This is a genomic window from Streptomyces smaragdinus (assembly GCF_009604385.1).
Classification (GTDB): Bacteria; Actinomycetota; Actinomycetes; order Streptomycetales; family Streptomycetaceae; genus Streptomyces; species Streptomyces smaragdinus.
The window spans coordinates 18,971-36,180 of record NZ_WEGJ01000019.1; the positions used below are offsets into that span (position 1 = coordinate 18,971).

The 17,210-nt window shown below is 72.3% G+C and carries 15 protein-coding genes; 4 read left to right on the plus strand and 11 right to left on the minus strand.

Annotated features, from left to right (window positions below):
* Positions 1 to 21: 21 nt before the first annotated feature.
* Genes SRB5_RS21795 through SRB5_RS21805 form a run of 3 tightly spaced genes read right to left on the minus strand, consistent with a single transcriptional unit; the run spans position 22 to position 4,145 of the window.
* On the minus strand, positions 22 to 813 hold the full coding sequence (locus SRB5_RS21795) for an aldose epimerase family protein (RefSeq protein WP_323378269.1): 792 nt from the start codon (positions 811 to 813) through the stop codon (positions 22 to 24).
* 25 nt (positions 814 to 838) lie between these two features.
* Positions 839 to 2,638, minus strand: a complete 1,800-nt coding sequence (locus SRB5_RS21800) for an AAA family ATPase (protein WP_153454634.1) — start codon at positions 2,636 to 2,638, stop codon at positions 839 to 841.
* Positions 2,639 to 2,675: 37 nt separating this feature from the next.
* Positions 2,676 to 4,145 (minus strand): DUF2201 family putative metallopeptidase, encoded by a 1,470-nt coding sequence (locus tag SRB5_RS21805; RefSeq protein WP_153454636.1) that lies wholly within the window; start codon positions 4,143 to 4,145, stop codon positions 2,676 to 2,678.
* A gap of 158 nt (positions 4,146 to 4,303) precedes the next feature.
* Here SRB5_RS21805 and SRB5_RS21810 point away from each other — a divergent pair, with 158 nt between their 5' ends.
* Entirely contained in the window at positions 4,304 to 6,772 is a 2,469-nt protein-coding gene (locus SRB5_RS21810; RefSeq protein ID WP_153454638.1) for a hypothetical protein, read from the plus strand.
* A 60-nt stretch (positions 6,773 to 6,832) separates the two neighbouring features.
* Complete coding sequence (locus tag SRB5_RS21815; protein WP_153454640.1) at positions 6,833 to 7,312, plus strand: prevent-host-death family protein; 480 nt, start codon at positions 6,833 to 6,835, stop codon at positions 7,310 to 7,312.
* A 291-nt stretch (positions 7,313 to 7,603) separates the two neighbouring features.
* On the opposite strand, the gene SRB5_RS21825 is transcribed toward SRB5_RS21815, so the two are convergent.
* A complete protein-coding gene (locus tag SRB5_RS21825) occupies positions 7,604 to 7,825 on the minus strand; it encodes a DUF397 domain-containing protein (protein ID WP_153454642.1) in 222 nt (73 codons plus the stop codon).
* Complete coding sequence (locus SRB5_RS21830) at positions 7,822 to 8,652, minus strand: helix-turn-helix domain-containing protein (RefSeq protein ID WP_153454644.1); 831 nt, start codon at positions 8,650 to 8,652, stop codon at positions 7,822 to 7,824. The genes SRB5_RS21825 and SRB5_RS21830 overlap by 4 nt, the downstream gene beginning before the upstream one ends.
* Positions 8,653 to 8,794: 142 nt before the next feature.
* Here SRB5_RS21830 and SRB5_RS21835 point away from each other — a divergent pair, with 142 nt between their 5' ends.
* Entirely contained in the window at positions 8,795 to 9,025 is a 231-nt protein-coding gene (locus SRB5_RS21835) for a hypothetical protein (protein ID WP_153454646.1), read from the plus strand.
* A 209-nt stretch (positions 9,026 to 9,234) separates the two neighbouring features.
* Here the strand turns inward: SRB5_RS21835 and SRB5_RS21840 are convergent, their stop codons facing one another.
* The 4 genes from SRB5_RS21840 to SRB5_RS21855 all read right to left on the minus strand — a co-directional run bounded on the left by SRB5_RS21840 (position 9,235) and on the right by SRB5_RS21855 (position 12,903).
* Positions 9,235 to 10,143: an SRPBCC domain-containing protein gene (locus SRB5_RS21840; RefSeq protein ID WP_153454648.1), complete on the minus strand. Its 909-nt coding sequence runs from the start codon at positions 10,141 to 10,143 to the stop codon at positions 9,235 to 9,237.
* Positions 10,144 to 10,210: 67 nt separating this feature from the next.
* Positions 10,211 to 11,866: a polyamine aminopropyltransferase gene (locus SRB5_RS21845; RefSeq protein WP_153454650.1), complete on the minus strand. Its 1,656-nt coding sequence runs from the start codon at positions 11,864 to 11,866 to the stop codon at positions 10,211 to 10,213.
* Between the two features lie 15 nt (positions 11,867 to 11,881).
* The gene (locus SRB5_RS21850; RefSeq protein WP_153454652.1) at positions 11,882 to 12,400 is read right to left on the minus strand and encodes a DUF2617 family protein; all 519 of its coding nucleotides are present in this window, start codon (positions 12,398 to 12,400) and stop codon (positions 11,882 to 11,884) included.
* Positions 12,401 to 12,648: 248 nt separating this feature from the next.
* Complete coding sequence (locus SRB5_RS21855) at positions 12,649 to 12,903, minus strand: hypothetical protein (protein ID WP_153454654.1); 255 nt, start codon at positions 12,901 to 12,903, stop codon at positions 12,649 to 12,651.
* A gap of 207 nt (positions 12,904 to 13,110) precedes the next feature.
* Here SRB5_RS21855 and SRB5_RS21860 point away from each other — a divergent pair, with 207 nt between their 5' ends.
* The gene (locus SRB5_RS21860) at positions 13,111 to 14,280 is read left to right on the plus strand and encodes a pyridoxal phosphate-dependent aminotransferase (protein ID WP_153454656.1); all 1,170 of its coding nucleotides are present in this window, start codon (positions 13,111 to 13,113) and stop codon (positions 14,278 to 14,280) included.
* A gap of 30 nt (positions 14,281 to 14,310) precedes the next feature.
* Here SRB5_RS21860 and SRB5_RS21865 read toward each other — a convergent pair whose 3' ends face one another.
* Together SRB5_RS21865 and SRB5_RS21870 are read right to left on the minus strand one after the other, a co-directional pair.
* Positions 14,311 to 15,420 (minus strand): family 43 glycosylhydrolase, encoded by a 1,110-nt coding sequence (locus tag SRB5_RS21865; RefSeq protein ID WP_153454658.1) that lies wholly within the window; start codon positions 15,418 to 15,420, stop codon positions 14,311 to 14,313.
* A gap of 145 nt (positions 15,421 to 15,565) precedes the next feature.
* The gene (locus SRB5_RS21870) at positions 15,566 to 17,176 is read right to left on the minus strand and encodes a hypothetical protein (protein ID WP_153454660.1); all 1,611 of its coding nucleotides are present in this window, start codon (positions 17,174 to 17,176) and stop codon (positions 15,566 to 15,568) included.
* Between the last annotated feature and the right edge of the window lie 34 nt (positions 17,177 to 17,210).

Consider the following 17,210-nt stretch of genomic DNA (forward strand, 5'->3'; position numbering starts at 1 on the left):
CCGACCTTACGACAGGCGTGGTCAGAGGGTCCGCCACGACCAGGTCATGGACGCCTCGAGGGGCTCGATGGGGGTGACGAGGCGGGGCTGCGTGTTCAGCCCGTTCGGCGGGCCGGTCTGCGGCTCCACGCAGACGGCCTCGGGCTGCTCGTCGTACACCACGACCCACTCCTCGCGGCTGGTGACCTTGAGCTCCAGGGCGCCGGGCCAGGTGAGGGTGACGTCGACGCCGTACGGCATGCCGAAGCAGTCGTCCCAGGGGCCGGGGCGGGGTTCGACGCGCTCGCCGGTGGGGAGGTGGTCGTCCCCGCGCTCCTCCTGCCAGGCGGCGTCGAACGCGATCTCGACCTCGCCGCTGTCGCCGAGGAAGCGGTTGAACCAGGGGTGCCAGCCGGCCTGCGCGGGGAAGGACACCTCGGCGGTCTCGACGCCCATGGTCACGGTCAGCCCGTCCGCCGCCAGCTCGAACCGCTGGGTGACGGTGCCCTTGTACGGCCAGGGGTCGCCGAGGTCGTACGAGAAGACGGCCGCCGTCCCCGGGTCGTCCCCGGTCCGCACCTGCCGCCACTCGACGTTGCGCCCGGTGCCGTGGCTGGCGTGGGGCGGGGCGTTGCGGGGCATCTGGTGCGTGATGCCCCCGGCCAGGAACCGGCCGTTCGCGATGCGCCCGCACCAGGGGACCATGGGGAAGGAGCCGAACCTCTCCCCCTGCCGGAGGAGTTCCCGCCCCCCGACCGTCAGGGACGTGATCCGGCACCCGAGGTGCGGGTCGATGGTCGCGACGGCTGCTCCGGCTTCGAGTCGTGTAGTCACGCGGTCGAGCGTAGTCGCCGCCCCGTCAGGCCATTTCCTTCATCTGGGCCAGCGCGGCCACCCAGAACCGCTGGCGGGCCGGGGTCTGGCCGACCAGATACGTGGCGCGGAGCTTGGGCGGGAGGTGGCGCAGCAGGCGGGACACGGTCTTGGCGTGGCGTTTGAGCTGGGACACCTCGGCGTTGGTGAACAGGCGGTGCACCAGGTCCGTGTCGTTCGTACCCTCCGTGGAGGTCTCCGAGGCGGCGGCCAGCCGGGCCTCCCAGGCGGCCACGTCGCGGGTCAGCTCGGCGAGGCCGATACGGGGCTCCTCCGCGCGCTTGGCGAGCCGGGCCTCGAGCTGGGTGAGCGACACCGGCGCGTACTCGCCCTCGCCCAGATAGATCAGGCCGGGCTCCAGGGGCTGGTCGTGTGTGTGCAGCTTGATCAGGCGCTCCAGGGTGCGCTTGGAGATCCACTCCCGGCCCTCGTCGTCGATGTCGTTCTTCCACCACTCCAGGACGGTCTCCGCGACCTCGCCGTAGGTGGAGATCAGCCATTCGTTGGCGGGGATGTCCTCCGGGCGCACCTCGTAGCTGACGGTGAAGCGGCTGGCCTGGGCAATGTTGTTGGTGCTGACCTGGAGTCTGCGGCCCAGGTGGTACGGCGGGTTCTGCAGGGCGATCTGGGCGGCGAGCGCCTCGATGGGGCGGCCGGCCAGGGTCCACTCCTGGGTGATCTCCATGAGTTTGGCGAACGTGGCCTTGTCCTTGGGGCGGTTGTACTCGTCCCAGACGATGACCTTGGGCTTCGGGCCGGCGAGGCTGCGGGTGAGGAGGGTGTCCAGGGTGCCGTCCGGGGTGGGGACGGGCACGCAGAGGTCCTCCACGTTGGTGACCGGCAGCGAGAAGTAGACCGGGTCGGTGCCGGTCTCCTCCCGTACGACCGCCTTGGCGATCTCCGTCTTGCCGCAGCCGGGCGGGCCCTGGAGCAGCACGGCCCACTGCTCGCGGACCGCGGCGCGCAGGATCCGGTTCACCGGGTCGGCGATCGTGGCCGGGTTGGGGCGGCCGATCGCGGCGGCGATGTCGTCCAGGATCTCCCCGGTGCGGTCGGGGCCGGGCTTGCCGTCCGCCTTGGTGTCCCGCAGGGCGAGGCGCTGCCCGTTCACCAGGGGCAGCCCCCAGGCCAGGGGGAATCCGGCGCGGGCGCAGTCCAGGACGTGCTCGAGGGTGCGCGGGGAGAGGGCGGCGCGCAGCGTGGGGGTGAGGCCGGCCCAGACGCGGAAGACGCCGGTGAGGTCCCAGTCGGGGTAGCGCTCGGCGAGCTTCTCCCGCCAGGGGGTGTCGTTCGCCGTGATCCGCAGGGTGACCATGCGGTCCAGCACCGCCAGATCGCCGCGGCGGGCGCTGGTCTCCGCGAGCGATTCGTTGTCGGTGAGGAAGACGCCGACGCAGCCCAGCTCGCGCAGATCGTGCTCGCCCAGGCTCCAGTTGCAGGCGATCTGCATCAGCTGGGACTGGATCGTCTCGCCGGCCTGCAGCGAGTCGTCGATGAGCAGCACGAACGGCGCACCGGGCCGGAGCTGTTGCATGATCAGCTGGGTCAGCACCAGCTCGCCGCTGTCCCGTTCCCGCACGGGCGCGTTGACCAGCAGGTCGTCCGGGGTGAGGTTGGCCGCGGGGATGACGACCACCTCGGTGCCGGGGTGGGCCTCGGGGACGTGGGTGAGGAACGTGGACGTCTTGCCGATGCCGTGCTCCCCGAACACCTGGCCGGTCTGGCCCATGGCGATCATCGCGTCGATGAAGCGGCCGAGGCGGTGGCCCGTCGTGGGGCTGGTCATGGGTGGGTGCTCTTTCTCGTAGGACGTCACGGAGGGGTCAGCTGTCACCGGTGGTCACCCGGTGGCACGCCATCGGCGGGTCGTGCCGCTCGGGCCAGTCGTCGCCGCCGTCCGTGATCAGCCAGATCCAGCGGTCGGGGCGCTGCGGGGTCACGGCGGGCGCGTAACCGTCGGTCACCATGATCACGGCGTCGGCGGTCTCCTCGAACCGCTTGCCGTCGACCTCCAGCCGGCCCTCGACGTAGTCCACGACGTGCCCGAAGTTCGTACCCCCGCCACCGGCCACGCGCTCGCCCGGGACGAACGGCATCACCGCGCCGTCGAAGCTCAGCCAGTGGCTCTCCACGCCGTCCGTACGCCCGACGAGCGTGGTGAGCCAGTCGACGACCCGGTCCGGCATCGAGCCCGAGGTGTCCAGCGCGACGACCACGACCTTGGTGCGCTCGGGGCCGCGCCGGGAGAGCATCGGCTCGTGGCCCAGCGCCAGCAGCACGGCGCCCTGCTTCTTCGGGTAGACCAGCCGCTCGCCCTCGCGCAGCTTGGAGGCGAGGGTGTCCGAGAGCCAGCGCTTCCACCACTCCACCCGGCGGGTCTTCTGCGTCTCGCCGCGCAGCGCGGCCAGGCCCAGCCGGCCCCACATCCTGCCGAGCCGCTCGCCGCCGGACTCCGAGCGGTCCGCGAGCCCCAGCATCTCGTCGCGGGCGAGGCCCCCGGAGCGCAGCGCGGCCCGCATCGTCTCGGTGAGCGCGTCCTCGACCACCCGGCCCACCGTCTCGTCGTCCAGCGCGGGCCCCTCGCCGTCCGGCGCCAGGTGCACGCAGAGCTGCGGCGGCGGCACCGGAGGGTTCCGCATGCGGCGCAGCTCGCCGTAGATCGTCAGGTCGGTGAGGACGAAGTCGTCGTAGCCCAGGGGCTCCAGGCCCTGCTCCCTGAGGTCGGCCCGGTAGCTCCGGTGGATCTCGCGGGGGTCGATGCCGACCCGCTCGGTCGTCACACCGCCGCGGCCGTCCGGGACCTCGCGGGTGGGCAGGCCCTGGCCGAGTCGCTGAGTCGCCACATGGTTGATGGCGACCTCGGCGGCCAGGGTGAACACCGGGTCGGCCCGCAGCTCCGGCTCGGCGTACAGATGCCGGTGGATGAGGTGGCGCGCCTCGTGGAAGAGGACGAACCGCACACCGCCAAGGCCGATCTCCGTGAAGAAGCCGGGGTTGTACAGCAGCAGACAGGTGCCGTCGCCGCCGGCCACCACCGCGGCCGTCTCCACCGCGGTGGTCGGTATCTGGTAGTGGCACTTGGCGTACAGCCAGGCGGCGACCACGCTCTCCTTGATGCCGAAGTCGAGGAGCGCCGCCTCCTTGAGCCTGCGCCCCGCCTCGGTCACCTCGGCGTCGTCGGGGCGGCAGGCCAGCAGGGCGCGGCGGTCGGCCAGATCGATGAGCGGGCGGCGCCGGGAGGCGGCGTCGGTGGCACGTCCTGTCCGGCCCGCGGTCGCGGAGCTCGCATCCATATGGATCAAGTTATCGGTGGGGTACGACAATTACCCGCCGATCCCGGGGGCTCCCCGTCATCTGTCGGTGCCCGCCGGTACGTTGATCGTGGTCGTCGTCCCGGCAGTCGCCGCGACCTCGCGCCGGCTTCGCGCTTCAGCAACCCGGGGAACCCACCATGACCTACGTCCCGCACGCCGTCACGTCCGCCGTCTACGACCTGGCCGACCGCGCCCTCACCCGCGCGCTCCTGACCCGGATCCCGACGGAGACCGCCGCCCTGCTCGCGGACGACCGCCGCCGGCTGCCGCCGCTGCTCGTCGACGAGGTGATCGCCTCGCGGGTGCCGGAGCTGCGCACGGCGCTCGCCGCGTCGGCTTCCCGCCGGGCGGGCGACGTCTTCGACCGGCTGGCGGCGCTGGGCGACCCGGCCCTCGCGGAGGGGCTGCACGGCATGCGGGAGGCTTACGTGGGCCGCGTTCCCGAACAGCGGCGCGCGGTGTGGGCGGGCGCGGCGGCCACCGCCGACGATCCCGGCTGGCGGGCCCCGGACGGGCTGGTCGCGAAGCTGCTCGAGTCCAAGGATGCCGATCTCCTGCAGTCCGCGCTCGACAGCCCCTTCCCCGATCTGGTGGCCCACGCGGAGGCGGTCTGCAAGGAGCCGGAGACGCCGCCCGAGCCGGTCACGCCCGCCCGCCGGGCCGTACCCTCCGCCGAGCAGCGGCCGGAGACGACGGCCGAGTTGATCGACGTCCTGCGGGTCAGGAGACGGCGGTACAGCAGCACGTATCTGGTGAACGGACCCGAGAAACTGGACTGGGAGGCCCTGCTCGAGGCGCACCGGGCCGAGCCCTTCGACCACGCGGCCCTCCGCGCACTCTGGGAGGCGGGAGAGGACTGCCCCCAGGAGCTGGCCGTGGCGTCCTTCGCGGCCTATCCCCCCACCCGGCACGGGGACACCAGAAAGGGCGGCGGGCCCCTGTACTGGCCGATGCTGACGGCCCTCGACTTCAGCCGCCACGAACACGCCCTGCGCGCCGTCCTCCCGGAGGGGATCGCCTCCGGTGTCTTCCCCGTGGACCGCGTCCTGGCGGAGATCAAGCCGGCCCGCCATGTCCTGAACGAGCTGCCGCACTCCGACGAGCGGGTCCGCGCCGCGCTCGCCGCGCAGGTGGCCCGCCTGGGCTCCGACTTCGCGAACTGGCGCGCGCTGCACCACCTGCTGCCCCGCTTCACCGGCACCGTGCCCGCCCTGATCGACGCCGCGCTCGCCGCGGCCCCCCGCCACGCGGGCAAGACCTGGCCGAATCCGATGGGACCGGAGTTCCCGCCCCGGCGCAACAGCCTCGGCCGGACGGCCTGGCTGCACCTGTTCGACCGGGCCGACCAAGCCGTCCAGCTCGACCTCAGCGAGCGCATGGACGCCCGGACCATCCAGTACCTGCTGATGTGGCACCTGCCCGACCAGTCGGTACGCGACCACATCGTCGCCACCCACGGGGCGGCCGTCCTCGCCGGCCTGGCGTCGCACTGGGCCACCTCCGCCGAGGTGATCGAGGACCTGATCACCTACGACGACCCCGAGGTCAACGCCGCGCTCTTCCTGCACACCAACCTCACCGACGCCCAGCGCCGGCACGTCCTCGCCGGCCTGCGGTGGAAGCAGGGGGCGGCCACCCCGGCGGCCGAACGCCTGCCGCTCACCCCCGCCCTCCTCCAGGGCCTGAGGGAAAGCGCCCGCCGCAACTGGCTGCTGCCCGCCACCGAGTCCGGCGACCCGGACGTGTGCCGGATCCTCCTCGGCAACCAGCGAGTCAAGGTCCACACCGACCCCCAGCACCTCCTCATGCTGGTGCGCCTCTGGGAGCGGCACGGGCCGGACGAGGTACGGGCCCTGCTGGACGAGACGGACTTCCCGCCGCGCAAGAAGGGCAAGCACCCCGTGCCCCCGCAGGTCCGCGAGGCGGCACAGGCGGCCCTGGACGCGTCCGACGGACTCGAGGTGCTGCGCGCCGCGCAGGCGGCCGCCGCCGGCCCCGCGGGACTGGTCGACCATCTGCGGATCAACGGCCCGCAGCGGGATCTGGCGAAGTACCTCGACCTCTGGGCGGAGGAGAACGGCTCGGCCGAGCTGCCGTGGGCCGGCCTCCTCGCGGCGCACCGCGCCGAGCCGCTGGACGACCGTCTCCTCGTCGACCTCCACAGACTGGAGGGCTGCCCCGCCGACCTCGTCGAGGCCACCGCGACGGCGCGGCTCCGGCTCTCCCACCGCAACTACACCCCCCGCAAGGGCAAGCGACCGCCCACGCTGCCCGAGATGCTCCGGACGCTTCCCCTGCCGGAGTACGCGGGCCGGGACAACTGGCCGGCGGAGGCCCTCCACAGCGGTCAGGTCACGGCGGCGGACATCCTGCGCGACGCGTTTCCGGCCCTGGCGTGCGTGACGTACCTCGGCGACGAGACCCCCGCGCAGGACACCCGCCCGTGGGCCCACGCCGTGGCGGAACTCGTCGAGGCGATGGGCGCACTCGTCCGCGAACACCTGGGGGACGACCCCGAGGGCTGGACGATGGCCCTGCGCCTGATGCCCGACTTCGGGGGCACGCTGCCGGATCTGCTCGCCACGGCGAAGGCGGTGGTCAGCTGAGGTCCTCCCCGCCGGCCCGGATCGAGCTCCGGGGTATCCGACTCTGACTACGCTCAGAGCATGAGCGTCGCGCACGCGGAAGCCGAGTCCGTCACCTTCACCGACCTGTCTCGTAACCCGAGGGCAGTGGCCGCCAGGGCCGCGGCTCTCGGCTGCCTTCGCGTGACCCATCGGGACGCCCCTGACATGGTGTTGACCACGGCAGTGAACGCCGAGCGCACGGCGGAGAATCTGACAACCGCGTCCCGGCTCTTCCTCGCGTTGATGAAGCACGACGACGGAGCCCGATCGATGCTGCTGGCGCTGCCGGAAGTCTTCCCCTGGGCGCGGCATCTGTCGGACGAGGAGATGCGCGCCTTCACCGTGGAACTGCTGGATGCGCTGTCCGACGCCGCCGAGCCGGGAGTGAGGGAGGCCGTTCACGACACCCTGGTGTCCTGGCGGGCAACGGCTCGCATCAAGGCGGATCCGGTCCAGCTCGAGGAAGCCCTGCGCCCGCTCGACGGGGATGATCCGGGTCCTGCCCAGTTGCCTGAGTGAGCCCCAGGAAAGGCGACCGGGTCGGCGTTCCGCCCATCGCGCGACAACTGGGATCGCCGGCACCAACTCCGGGGAGATCTCGCCACGAGGGTCTGGAAAGACTCCGCCCCGGAGCAGTGGGAGTACGAGATCACTGGCAGCGGGCGGGTGCGGTATCTGGTCAGTCCGGAGACCTCGACCGTCATCCTTGTGTATGCGTCGACCGGGCATCCCAAGGACACCGAGTAATGGTGTTCGGCCGGGTGACGGCGACGATAAGCCCGGCTCAACGGGGTGAGCCGGGCCTCGCCGTCAGACGGTGCCGAAGTCGCCGTGGCGGATCGCCTCGACGAACGACGTCCAGGCGGTGGGGGTGAAGGCGAGCGTGGGGCCGGAGGGGTCCTTGCTGTCGCGGACCGGGATGACGCCGGAGGCGGCGTACGACGGGGCCCATTCGACGCAGTTTCCGCCGCCGTTGCCGCTGTGGCTCGACTTGATCCACACCGCGTGAGTCGGATCGGGCGTGGTGCTCATGCTGGATACACCTCCATGGCGGAGCGGATGAATTCCGCCGAGTCCGCTGGCGACAGGGCGGATGCCCTCAGCAGATCGTAGGCCCGCTGACGATCGGCGACGCTGTCCACGTCCTCCATCAACGTGCCTGTGCTGATGCTCTCTTCGTACGCGACCTGCACACCCTTGTCCAGGGTCATGAGGAAGAGGGAGCCGCCGGCCAGAGCATGTCCCCCGGCCTCGAGCGGGATGACCTGCAGCATGGTCAACCGCGTGAGGGCCAGTTCCGCGAGATGCGCCAACTGTGCTCGCATGACAGCCGGATCACCGAAGCCCCGCCGGAACATGGCCTCGTCCAGCACCGCCGAGTACCGGCGCAGGATGCCGGACCGGAACGCCACCTGACGGCTGCGGCGAGCGACGACCAGTTCCTCGATCCGGTCCTCCGTCTCCCAGGGACTCGTCGTCCTGAACTGGGCGCGTGCGTAGTCCTCCGTCTGCAGGAGTCCCGGCACGATCTGCGAGCTGTACTCCCCGATGACCCGCGCCTTGGCCTCGAGCTCCATCCGCCGGCGGAACTGATCCGGATGGATCTCCTTGCTCGCCAGCACGTAGAGCTCCTGGAAAATGCCATCCGTCCCGAACGCCACATCCAACCGCGGCGGCAGGTCCGGAGGCGGCATCGCCTCCGCGGTCTCGATACGGGAGAGGTGGCTCCGGCTGATGTTCACCACCTCCGACAACCCCTCGAGGCTCATTCCCGCCCGCTCCCGGTGCGCACGCATCTTCGCGCCGAAGAGGTGGCGGGCACTGCGGTCGGGCGTGAGTTCACGCGGCTTGGCGGACATGCGGGACTCCCGTCTCCCCTGTGTCGGCGGGGGATGTGGATGCCTGGTGCGGCGACGTCGCCATGGGTGACGATGTCTCTACGCAACGTAGTGGAGTCCCGCAAGGGACGGCAGGCGAACGCAAGGAACGGACGGTCACCGCATGACGACTTGGGCCAAGGCAGCCGCGTACGAGAAGGTCAGGGACGCGGAGTCGGTACGCGACGAACTGGACCGCGCCCTGCGCGCGGCGGGCGTCGCCCTCCCGTCCCTGGGCCTGGACGGCGTCTCCTGCGCCGGCCTGGTCCCGTACCCCCTGATCGACCTGGGCCGCTGCAACGTAACGACGGCCCGCGCCCTGACGGCGGCGCTGCAGGGGGAGACGCGGCAGTGACGCGCCAGGAACGCCCCACCACAGCCGAGCTGAGCCAGAGGGTGACCGACCTGACCCGCCAGATCAACGCCCACCTGAACCGAACCCCGCCGGACGTCACCTGGCATGTAACCGTGTCGGCCACGGTGACTTGGCAGGCGGTAACGGGTGGCTGTGCGGGTGGGACTATCCCTGCGCCGAAGGCGCAGGGGGCCGACACCCCGTAAAGGTCACCGCCGCCGGCGCAAGGCCCGCCCCACAACAACAACCGCCGCGACGACAACCGCCGCCGCAGGCGCAGCCCACCGCAACCGATCCACCGCCGACACCGCCTCCCCCGAAGGCGAAGGCGCATACCGCCCCCGCGGCGGCGCATGATCAACCTCCTCGGTGGACCGCCCGATCATCGTCCGCCGAGCATGCGCCGCCTCAGGCTCATCATCCGGATCCGGCACATCCTCGATCTCCTCGATGATCTCGGGCCCGAGATCCTCCTCGACGAGATCATCGGCCAACGGATCCAACGCCGAAGGCGGCACCTCACCCTCGACGACAGACGCCTCCTCATCCGGCGGCTGCCGATCGGGCCCCGGGATCCCGGGGATGACGCGCTCGTTGTCGTCGGAGGAGGAGGACGAACCGGCCTCCTCCCCGGACGCGGCGCCACCCTCCGTATCAACGGAACCCTCGTCGGACGACACCAACGGCGAACTGGCCAGCCCCGATGCCAGCCCCTCCCCGAACCGCTCCAGCAACCGCACCCCGGCCCCCCGCGCCACCTCACCGTCCACGGAAGCCAACCGCCCCTCCGCCCGGACGGACCCGGCACACGCGAGCGTCGTCCCCCCGTCCGCCGGCCGCGGAGTGAGCGTCAGCTCAAGAGCCACCGACCCCCCGCCCCGCGCCTCGGCCCCCTCCCCGGACACCGTGACCGCATCGCCGTCCCCCGGGCTGACGCGAAGACTCCCCCGGTACGTGATGGTCGACCCGGCGATCCGCAGCCGCAGCCGCCCGGCCAGGGGATCGGACTCGGCGGCGTCGGCCTGAAGGCCGGGGACGGCGCGTGCGACCCGCGCCGGATCGCACAGGGCGGCGCGGACCGTCGCGGCGGGATACGGGACGTACACCTCGTGCTCCATGCCGGGAGCCTACCGAGGTCCCGCCGGGACCGCCCAGGAGCCGCAGCCCGGGACCGCCTGAGAACCCTCACCCCGGATACCGCGGCCGTACCAGCGTCGACGCCGCCACCTCCGGCCCCGCGGCCCCCACCCCGGCGGCAGCCGCCCGCAGTCGCGCCGCCGTCAGCCAGCGCACCCGCGGCATCCCCCGCGGCAGCTCCAGCACGGGGACCCCGTCCCGCGCGGCGAGCACCAGACCCCAGTCGCCGCGGTCCGACGGCACCCGCAGGCCCGCGGTGCGGAAGCCCGCCGCCCGGACGGTGGACGTGACCGTCCAGTACACGCGCGGGCGCTTCCCCGCCGATCCGGCGTGCACGCTCAGCCGGCCGCCCGGCGCGAGCGCCCGCCGCGTGAGCCCGTAGAACTCCTGCGAGTACAGCTTCATGCCCGCCGCCCCGCAGGGGTCCCCCAGGTCAGCGACGATCACGTCGTACGCCCGGCGGGGCGCGGACCGGCGCAGCCAGCCGAAGGGCTCGGCGGTGACGGAGCGCAGGCGGGCGTCGCCGTAGACCTTGCCGTTGAGGGCGGAGAGGCGGGGGTCGGTGCGGGCCAGGCGGACGACCTCCGGGTCCGGTTCGACGACCGTCACCGACCGTACGTCCGGGTAGCGCAGCACCTCGCGGGCGGCGAGGCCGTCGCCGCCGCCGAGGATCAGCACGCGGGCGTGGGGGCCGGTCATCGCGGGGTGGACGAGGGCCTCGTGGTAGCGGTACTCGTCGCGTTCGCTGACGCGCAGGCGGCCGTCGAGGTAGAGGGCGAGGGGCTGGCCGGGGCGGCCGGTGAGGACGATCTCCTGGACGTCGGTCCGTAACGCGACGCGGACCGCGTCCCCGTACACCGCCCGGCGCGCGGCCTGCTCGAAGGGGCCGGCGAGGGTCGCGGCGGTGAGCAGGGCGGCCAGGACCAGCGCGTTGCCGGCGAGCAGGGCGTAGCGGGCGCGGGGGCTCATGTCGCGGCGGAACAGCCACAGGACGACCGCCCCGCCGACGGCGGCGTTGACGGCGCCGGTGGCCAGGGCGCTGGTGATCTGGCCGAGCCACGGCAGCAGCAGGAACGGGAACGCGAGGCCGCCGACCAGCGCGCCCACGTAGTCCGCCGCGAAGAGGTCGGCGACGGCGCCGCCCGCGTCCTGGCGCCGGATGCGCTGGATGAGCGTCATCAGCAGCGGCACCTCGGCCCCGATCAGCACCCCGATGGCCAGCGAGAACGCCACCAGCGCGGGCCGCGACTGACCGAGCCAGGCGAAGCACGCGTACAGCCCCATGGCCGACATCCCGCCGACCAGCGCCAGCGCGCCCTCCATCAGCCCGAACGCCACGGCGGCCCGGGGCCGCAGGCGTTTGGCGAGGAGGGAGCCGGCGCCCATCGCGAAGACCATCACGGACAGGACGACGGACGCCTGGGTGACGGAGTCGCCGGCCAGATACGAGGCGAGGGCGACCAGCTCCAGCTCGTAGACGAGGCCGCAGGCGGCGCAGACGAAGACCGTCGCGAGCACGAGCAGCCGCCCGGTCGCCGGCCGCACGGGAAGCGGGAGCCGGGGCGGGGGGCGGTCGGACTCGAGGCGATCGGCCCCGGTCGTAACCCCGGACCGATCGGCCCCGTCCGCCCCACCACCCTCAGCAGAATCGTTTCCCTCGCGGCCGGACCTGACCCCGGCCTGGGTTCGGGAGGTCCGTCGCATGGCGGCGGACCCGGGTCAGGCCGGCTCCGCCACCCGCGCCCCCACTCGGCTCCGGGTCGTGACCAGCCGCCCCTCCTGGGGGTAGGCGTGCCACGTCCGCCAGCCGAGCCGGCCGCCCTGGCGGTACATGAGCAGGGCCGTGAAGGCGTAGGGGCTGCCGGGGAAGACCCCGGCCAGGCCGTGCGGGTGCTCGGCGACGAGTGCGAGGAGCTCCTGGGCGCGGGCCTCGAAGGCGGACTCGCCGAGGACTTCGACGCGGGCGCCGAACTCGTAGTCCCAGTCGCCGACCTGCTTGGCGACCCCGAGCGGCAGCGGGGTGCTGCTGCCCGGCAGGCAGGCCACGGTCTCCGAGCAGTCGCCGTCGGGGCCGTCGAGCAGCACCTGGTGCGACGCGCCGAGCAGGCGCAGCTCCACGTCCGTGGTGTCGAATTTCAGGGGCAGCACGGCCAGGGCGGGCAACGGCTCGAGGCCGAGCCGCCAGGCGAGGTCTGCCGCACGAGTGTCGGTGTACGAGGTTTTCAGAGTGGTGAGCATGGGTCGGCTCCGCTGACGCAGTACTGGATGGGCCGGCCCGCCTCACAGGAGGACCTGGAATGGAAGGCGCGGGCGGTACCGACTGACACGGAACCACGAAGTGACAGGCGGCCACAGCGCTTTTACCCACATTCTCCGATTTTCCATCCCCCCGGGTAGTCCACTGTTCACATGTTCAACGAGCTGTCGTCCTACGACCGTTCGCATACATGAGGCGACCACTTTCCGCTTGTTTCGGACAAAGCCCGTCAACTGCCGCCGCACCCACCGCCACCGCCGCAGCCCCCGCCGCCGCACGACGAACCGCCCCCGCAGGACGACCCCCCGTCCCCGCCGCCGCACGACGAACCGCCGGACCCGCCGTCCGCCCAGGTGCGCCCGTTGCCGCTGCCGCTGCGGGAGCGGCGACGGCGGGACCGGGCGGCCGGAGAGATACCGCTGATGCCGACCAGCCCGGCCACGACTATTGCGAAGAACACCAGGAAGAGCACTATTGCGCCCATGCTCGTCCCCCCTTTTCCAAACCTGCTCGGGCCCCCCGTGGGTCCGGTGCTCCGGTGGTGCCCGCACCGGGCGGCGCCCAAAGCCGATTTGAGCCAATCCAGAGCTTCCGCCGGACCGGGCGGCGACGCGCCGCGGACCGGCCGCCCCGCGCTCCCCCGGCGTCCCGGCAATGGCCCCGCGCACCGCCCGGACGCTACGGTGCTCATATGGAAAGACCGCTGCTCAACCGCCGCCTCGCCGAGTTCACGACGACGATCTTCGCGGAGATGTCCGCGCTCGCCGTGCAGACGAACTCCATCAACCTGGGCCAGGGCTTCCCCGACACGGACGGCCCCGACCAGGTGCGGGACGCGGCCGTCCGGGCGCTGCGCGCGGGCCACGGGAACCAGTACCCGCCCGGCCCCGGCATCCCCGAGCTGCGCCGGGCGGTGGCGGAGCACCAGCGGCGCTGTTACGGCCTGGAGCTCGACCCGGACACGGAGGTGCTGGTCACCACCGGGGCGACGGAGGCGATCGCGGCGTCCCTGCTGGCGCTGCTGGAGCCGGGCGACGAGGTGGTCGCCCTGGAGCCGTACTACGACTCGTACGCCGCCTGCATCGCGCTGGCCGGCGCCCGGCGGGTCCCGGTCACGCTGCGCCCGGACGGCGACTCGTACGTCCTGGACCTGGACGAACTGCGCGCCGCGATCACACCGCGCACCCGGCTGATCCTGCTGAACACCCCGCACAACCCGACCGGCACCGTCCTCACCCGTGAGGAGCTGGCGGCGGTGGCGGAGCTGGCGGTGGAGCGGGACCTGCTGGTGATCACGGACGAGGTGTACGAGCACCTGGTGTACGAGGGGGAGCACATCCCGCTGGTCTCCTTCCCGGGGATGCGGGAGCGGACGGTGAGCATTTCGTCCGCGGGGAAGACTTTTTCGTTCACCGGCTGGAAGGTCGGCTGGGTGACGGGGTCGCCGGAGCTGGTCGCGGCGGTGCGGGCGGCGAAACAGTTCCTGACGTACGTCGCCTCCGGGCCGTTCCAGTACGCCGTGGCGGAGGCCCTGGCGCTGCCCGACGCGTACTACACGACCCTGCGCGCCGACCTCCAGGCCAAGCGGGACCTGCTGGCGGCGGGGCTGGCGGACGCGGGCTTCAAGGTCTACCGCCCGGCGGGCACGTACTTCATCACGACGGACATCCGCCCGCTGGGCGAGTCGGACGGCTTCGCCTTCTGCCGCTCCCTCCCGGAGCGCTGCGGCGTGGTGGCCATCCCGAACGCCGTCTTCTACGACCACCGCGAGGAGGGCGAGCACTTCGTCCGCTTCGCGTTCTGCAAGCGTACGGACGTGCTGACGGAGGCGGTCACGCGGCTGAAGCAGCTGGCGGGGTGAGGGCCCGTCCCCGGGCCCTCACCCCGTACGTCAGGTGACGGTGAATCCGCCCGAGACCAGGTTGAGGTTGCCGGTCATGGGGAAGCGGGTCGATCCGTTCCACCAGTGCCAGACGGCGAACTTGTTCCCGTCCGCCGAGGAGAAGACGTCGAAGCCGCCGGGGCCCTGGTGGTTGCCGGGGAGGCCCCGGTACGGGTTGAGGCCGCCGGTGCCCGTGTAGCCGAAGTACGGGCGGGCCACGCCGTCGCCGATGGGGGTGCAGCGGGAGGCCGGGAGGGGGGTGGCCGTACCGCAGTCGGCGAGGCCGGTGGCGTAGCGGGGGCTGTCCCAGTTGTTGCCGGCGTAGGCCAGGTACCAGTGGCCGTTGCTGGACTTCCACATCGAGGGATTCTCCACGACGTGCGTGGTGCCGCTGATGTTGGTGGTGTCCCAGCTGATGTCGGTGCTTTTCAGCATGTCGCGGCGGGTGTCCCAGACCGCGCGCCCCTCGCTGTCCGTACGCACCGTCGAGATGCCGGTCTCCGCGCCGGAGGCGATCGCGTCGTCCCGGTACGTGACGTACAGCTGGCCGCCGTCGGTGAACGGGTTGGCGTCGAGCGCCCAGCGGCCGGCGGGGGGACAGGCCCATTCGCCCTGGTTGACGAAGGGGCCGCGGGCGCCGGAGGCGATGGCGCGGCCGATGCACTTCTGGCCGGAGTCCTTGCGGGAGGCGGTGTAGAACATGAAGTACCGGTCGCCGAACCGGGCCACGCCGGGGGCCCAGATCGCGCCGCCGGGCTCGGCCCAGGCGCCGGGTCCGCCGGGGAGGGCGTCGCCGGAGGCGCAGTCGGCCATGCCGGGGCTGTTGCCCGAGCCGTGGATCAGCATGGGGACGTAGAGCTTTCCGGTGGGCGCGCCGCTGCAGCGCGCGCCCTTTCCGGCCCCGACGGTGGTGCCGTAGGTGATGAAGCGGCCGTCCTTGGCCAGGACGGTGTCCGGGTCGGCGAGGGCGAACGTCGATGACACCGCGGTCGCCGATACGTCGCCGGTCGCGTCCGCGGGGGCGCCTTGTGCGGTGGTGGTGAGGGCCAGGACCAGGGCGGCGATGCCGCCGCCGAGGGCGAGCCTCCGTCGTAACCAGTGCGTTCGCTGCTGTCCCATGCCGTTCCCTTCCCCGTCGATTGTCAGGATCGCGACAAGAAATCCGTGGGACGGCAGTCTACTGGCGGGACGACGGCGCGGGTAGGAGGCGCGGACCCCCGCCCCTCGTGTCGCGGGGCGGGGGTCCGTTTCGTACGTACGAGGGCTAGCTCCGCGCCCTCCGCCACCGCGCCGCGACCCAGGCCACGCCGCCGAGGCCGATCGCCAGCAGCGACAGGCCGCCGAGGGTCCCGAGGCCGCCGGCGCCTGTGTCCGCGAGATTGCCGCGGTCGCCCTGGCCGCTGGGGGAGTTGCCGCCGGTGGTGGTCGAGCCGCCGGAGCCGGTGCCGGGCTTTCCGGTCAGCACGAACTCCGCCGTGTTGTTCGTCTGCTTCCGGTCGAATGACTCCGCCCCGTCGACGGCGGACCCCGTGGTGACGACGACGGGGCCGGACGCGTCCTTCACGACCTTGTCGATCTTCAGGCCGAAGCCAAAGGAGACCTTCTCGCCGACGTTGACGTACGGGCTCGAGACACACGTGTACACCGGCGCCCCGAGCTGCGGCTCCGCCTTCCGGCCCGAGGAATCCAGCCCCGTGCAGCTCGCGGGCTTGCGTACGACCCGCGCACCCTCCGGCACCGTGAACCGCGTGGCCCCGGCGGCGTAACCGTGGTGGCCGATCCACGCCGGACCCCGGTTCGTGAACCCGACCGTGGCCGTCACCGTGTCGCCGACCCTGCCGGTCGCCTCGCCGGCGTGTGCGACGAGGTCGGCCGTGTTGACGGCCGTGAACTGCGCCTCCGCATCGGTTCCGGTCCAGGTGTCGGCCTGCTCCTGGGTCTCGCTCGTGTCGGGGAGCTTCGTCAGCGTCAGCTCGGGGCCGAGCCCCCGGACGAAGTCGCCCCCGCCCCGGGCCTCCTCGCGCGCCGCGTCGGTGTTCTCGGCCACGTGGACGTGGAGCCGGTCCCACATCGCCCGCTCGCTGACACCGAACCGGAGCTTCTCCGCGACGGTGTAGTACGTACGGGGCTCGAAGGTCAGGTCGAAGGCGCAGATCGCCTTCGAGACCGTCACCTTCTCCTTCTCTCCGGCGCGCACCGGCTGACTCGCGGTGCCGTACTCGCAGTTGGAGTACCGCGTCGTGAAGTCCAGGCCGCCGGTGGCGTCCACCTCCAGGAGGAGCCCGTCGGCGGTCGTGTTGCCCCAGTTGGCGAAGCCGAGGTTCTTCTCGATGGTGTCGCCCGGCTGCGTGCGCCGGGGTTCGCCGATGTACTCCAGCGGCGATACGCCGAGGTCGGCGCGGGCGTCGAGGGTGACCTCGACCGTCAGCTCGTTGAAGGTGACGCCGTCGGCCCGCGCGATGACCCTGACGGTGCCGGTGGCGCCTTCCTCGGCGCCGGGGATCGAGGTCACGTGGATGGAGTCCGCCAGGTCCTTGCCGGAGCGCAGGCCGTCGTGGACACAGGTGGCGATCCCGGCGGCGGACCTGCACTGGGACGAGCCGCCGCCGGAGTCGATCTCGGCGATCGCGACGCCGTCCAGTCCGGTGAAGTCGTAGGTGAAGGTGACGTCGCCGACGATGTCCGCGCCCGGGTTGTCCGCGTTCACCTTGACGTCGGCCGAATCGGGGTTTCCGGGGTACTGCGGATACAGCTTGAGCTCGGCCGGCGAGGCGCTGAGCGTCACCGCCGGATCGTCGGCGTGCGCCGCGCCCGCGCCCGCGAGTCCCGCCGCCAGGAGAGCCAGGATCCCCAGTCCGCCGGACAGACGCCACATGGCTGTTCGGTGAATTCTCATGCCCCGTGTGACT

What these genes read in the sequence shown, in the direction of transcription:
- SRB5_RS21830 (WP_153454644.1), bottom strand. Translation starts at nt 8,652, where the DNA reads ATGTCCGCCAAGCCGCGTGAACTCACGCCCGACCGCAGTGCCCGCCAC.
- SRB5_RS21860 (WP_153454656.1), top strand. Translation starts at nt 13,111, where the DNA reads ATGGAAAGACCGCTGCTCAACCGCCGCCTCGCCGAGTTCACGACGACG.
- SRB5_RS21835 (WP_153454646.1), top strand. Translation starts at nt 8,795, where the DNA reads ATGACGACTTGGGCCAAGGCAGCCGCGTACGAGAAGGTCAGGGACGCG.
- SRB5_RS21865 (WP_153454658.1), bottom strand. Translation starts at nt 15,420, where the DNA reads ATGGGACAGCAGCGAACGCACTGGTTACGACGGAGGCTCGCCCTCGGC.
- SRB5_RS21825 (WP_153454642.1), bottom strand. Translation starts at nt 7,825, where the DNA reads ATGAGCACCACGCCCGATCCGACTCACGCGGTGTGGATCAAGTCGAGC.
- SRB5_RS21805 (WP_153454636.1), bottom strand. Translation starts at nt 4,145, where the DNA reads ATGGATGCGAGCTCCGCGACCGCGGGCCGGACAGGACGTGCCACCGAC.
- SRB5_RS21810 (WP_153454638.1), top strand. Translation starts at nt 4,304, where the DNA reads ATGACCTACGTCCCGCACGCCGTCACGTCCGCCGTCTACGACCTGGCC.
- SRB5_RS21815 (WP_153454640.1), top strand. Translation starts at nt 6,833, where the DNA reads ATGAGCGTCGCGCACGCGGAAGCCGAGTCCGTCACCTTCACCGACCTG.
- SRB5_RS21850 (WP_153454652.1), bottom strand. Translation starts at nt 12,400, where the DNA reads ATGCTCACCACTCTGAAAACCTCGTACACCGACACTCGTGCGGCAGAC.
- SRB5_RS21840 (WP_153454648.1), bottom strand. Translation starts at nt 10,143, where the DNA reads ATGGAGCACGAGGTGTACGTCCCGTATCCCGCCGCGACGGTCCGCGCC.
- SRB5_RS21845 (WP_153454650.1), bottom strand. Translation starts at nt 11,866, where the DNA reads ATGCGACGGACCTCCCGAACCCAGGCCGGGGTCAGGTCCGGCCGCGAG.
- SRB5_RS21870 (WP_153454660.1), bottom strand. Translation starts at nt 17,176, where the DNA reads ATGTGGCGTCTGTCCGGCGGACTGGGGATCCTGGCTCTCCTGGCGGCG.
- SRB5_RS21800 (WP_153454634.1), bottom strand. Translation starts at nt 2,638, where the DNA reads ATGACCAGCCCCACGACGGGCCACCGCCTCGGCCGCTTCATCGACGCG.
- SRB5_RS21855 (WP_153454654.1), bottom strand. Translation starts at nt 12,903, where the DNA reads ATGGGCGCAATAGTGCTCTTCCTGGTGTTCTTCGCAATAGTCGTGGCC.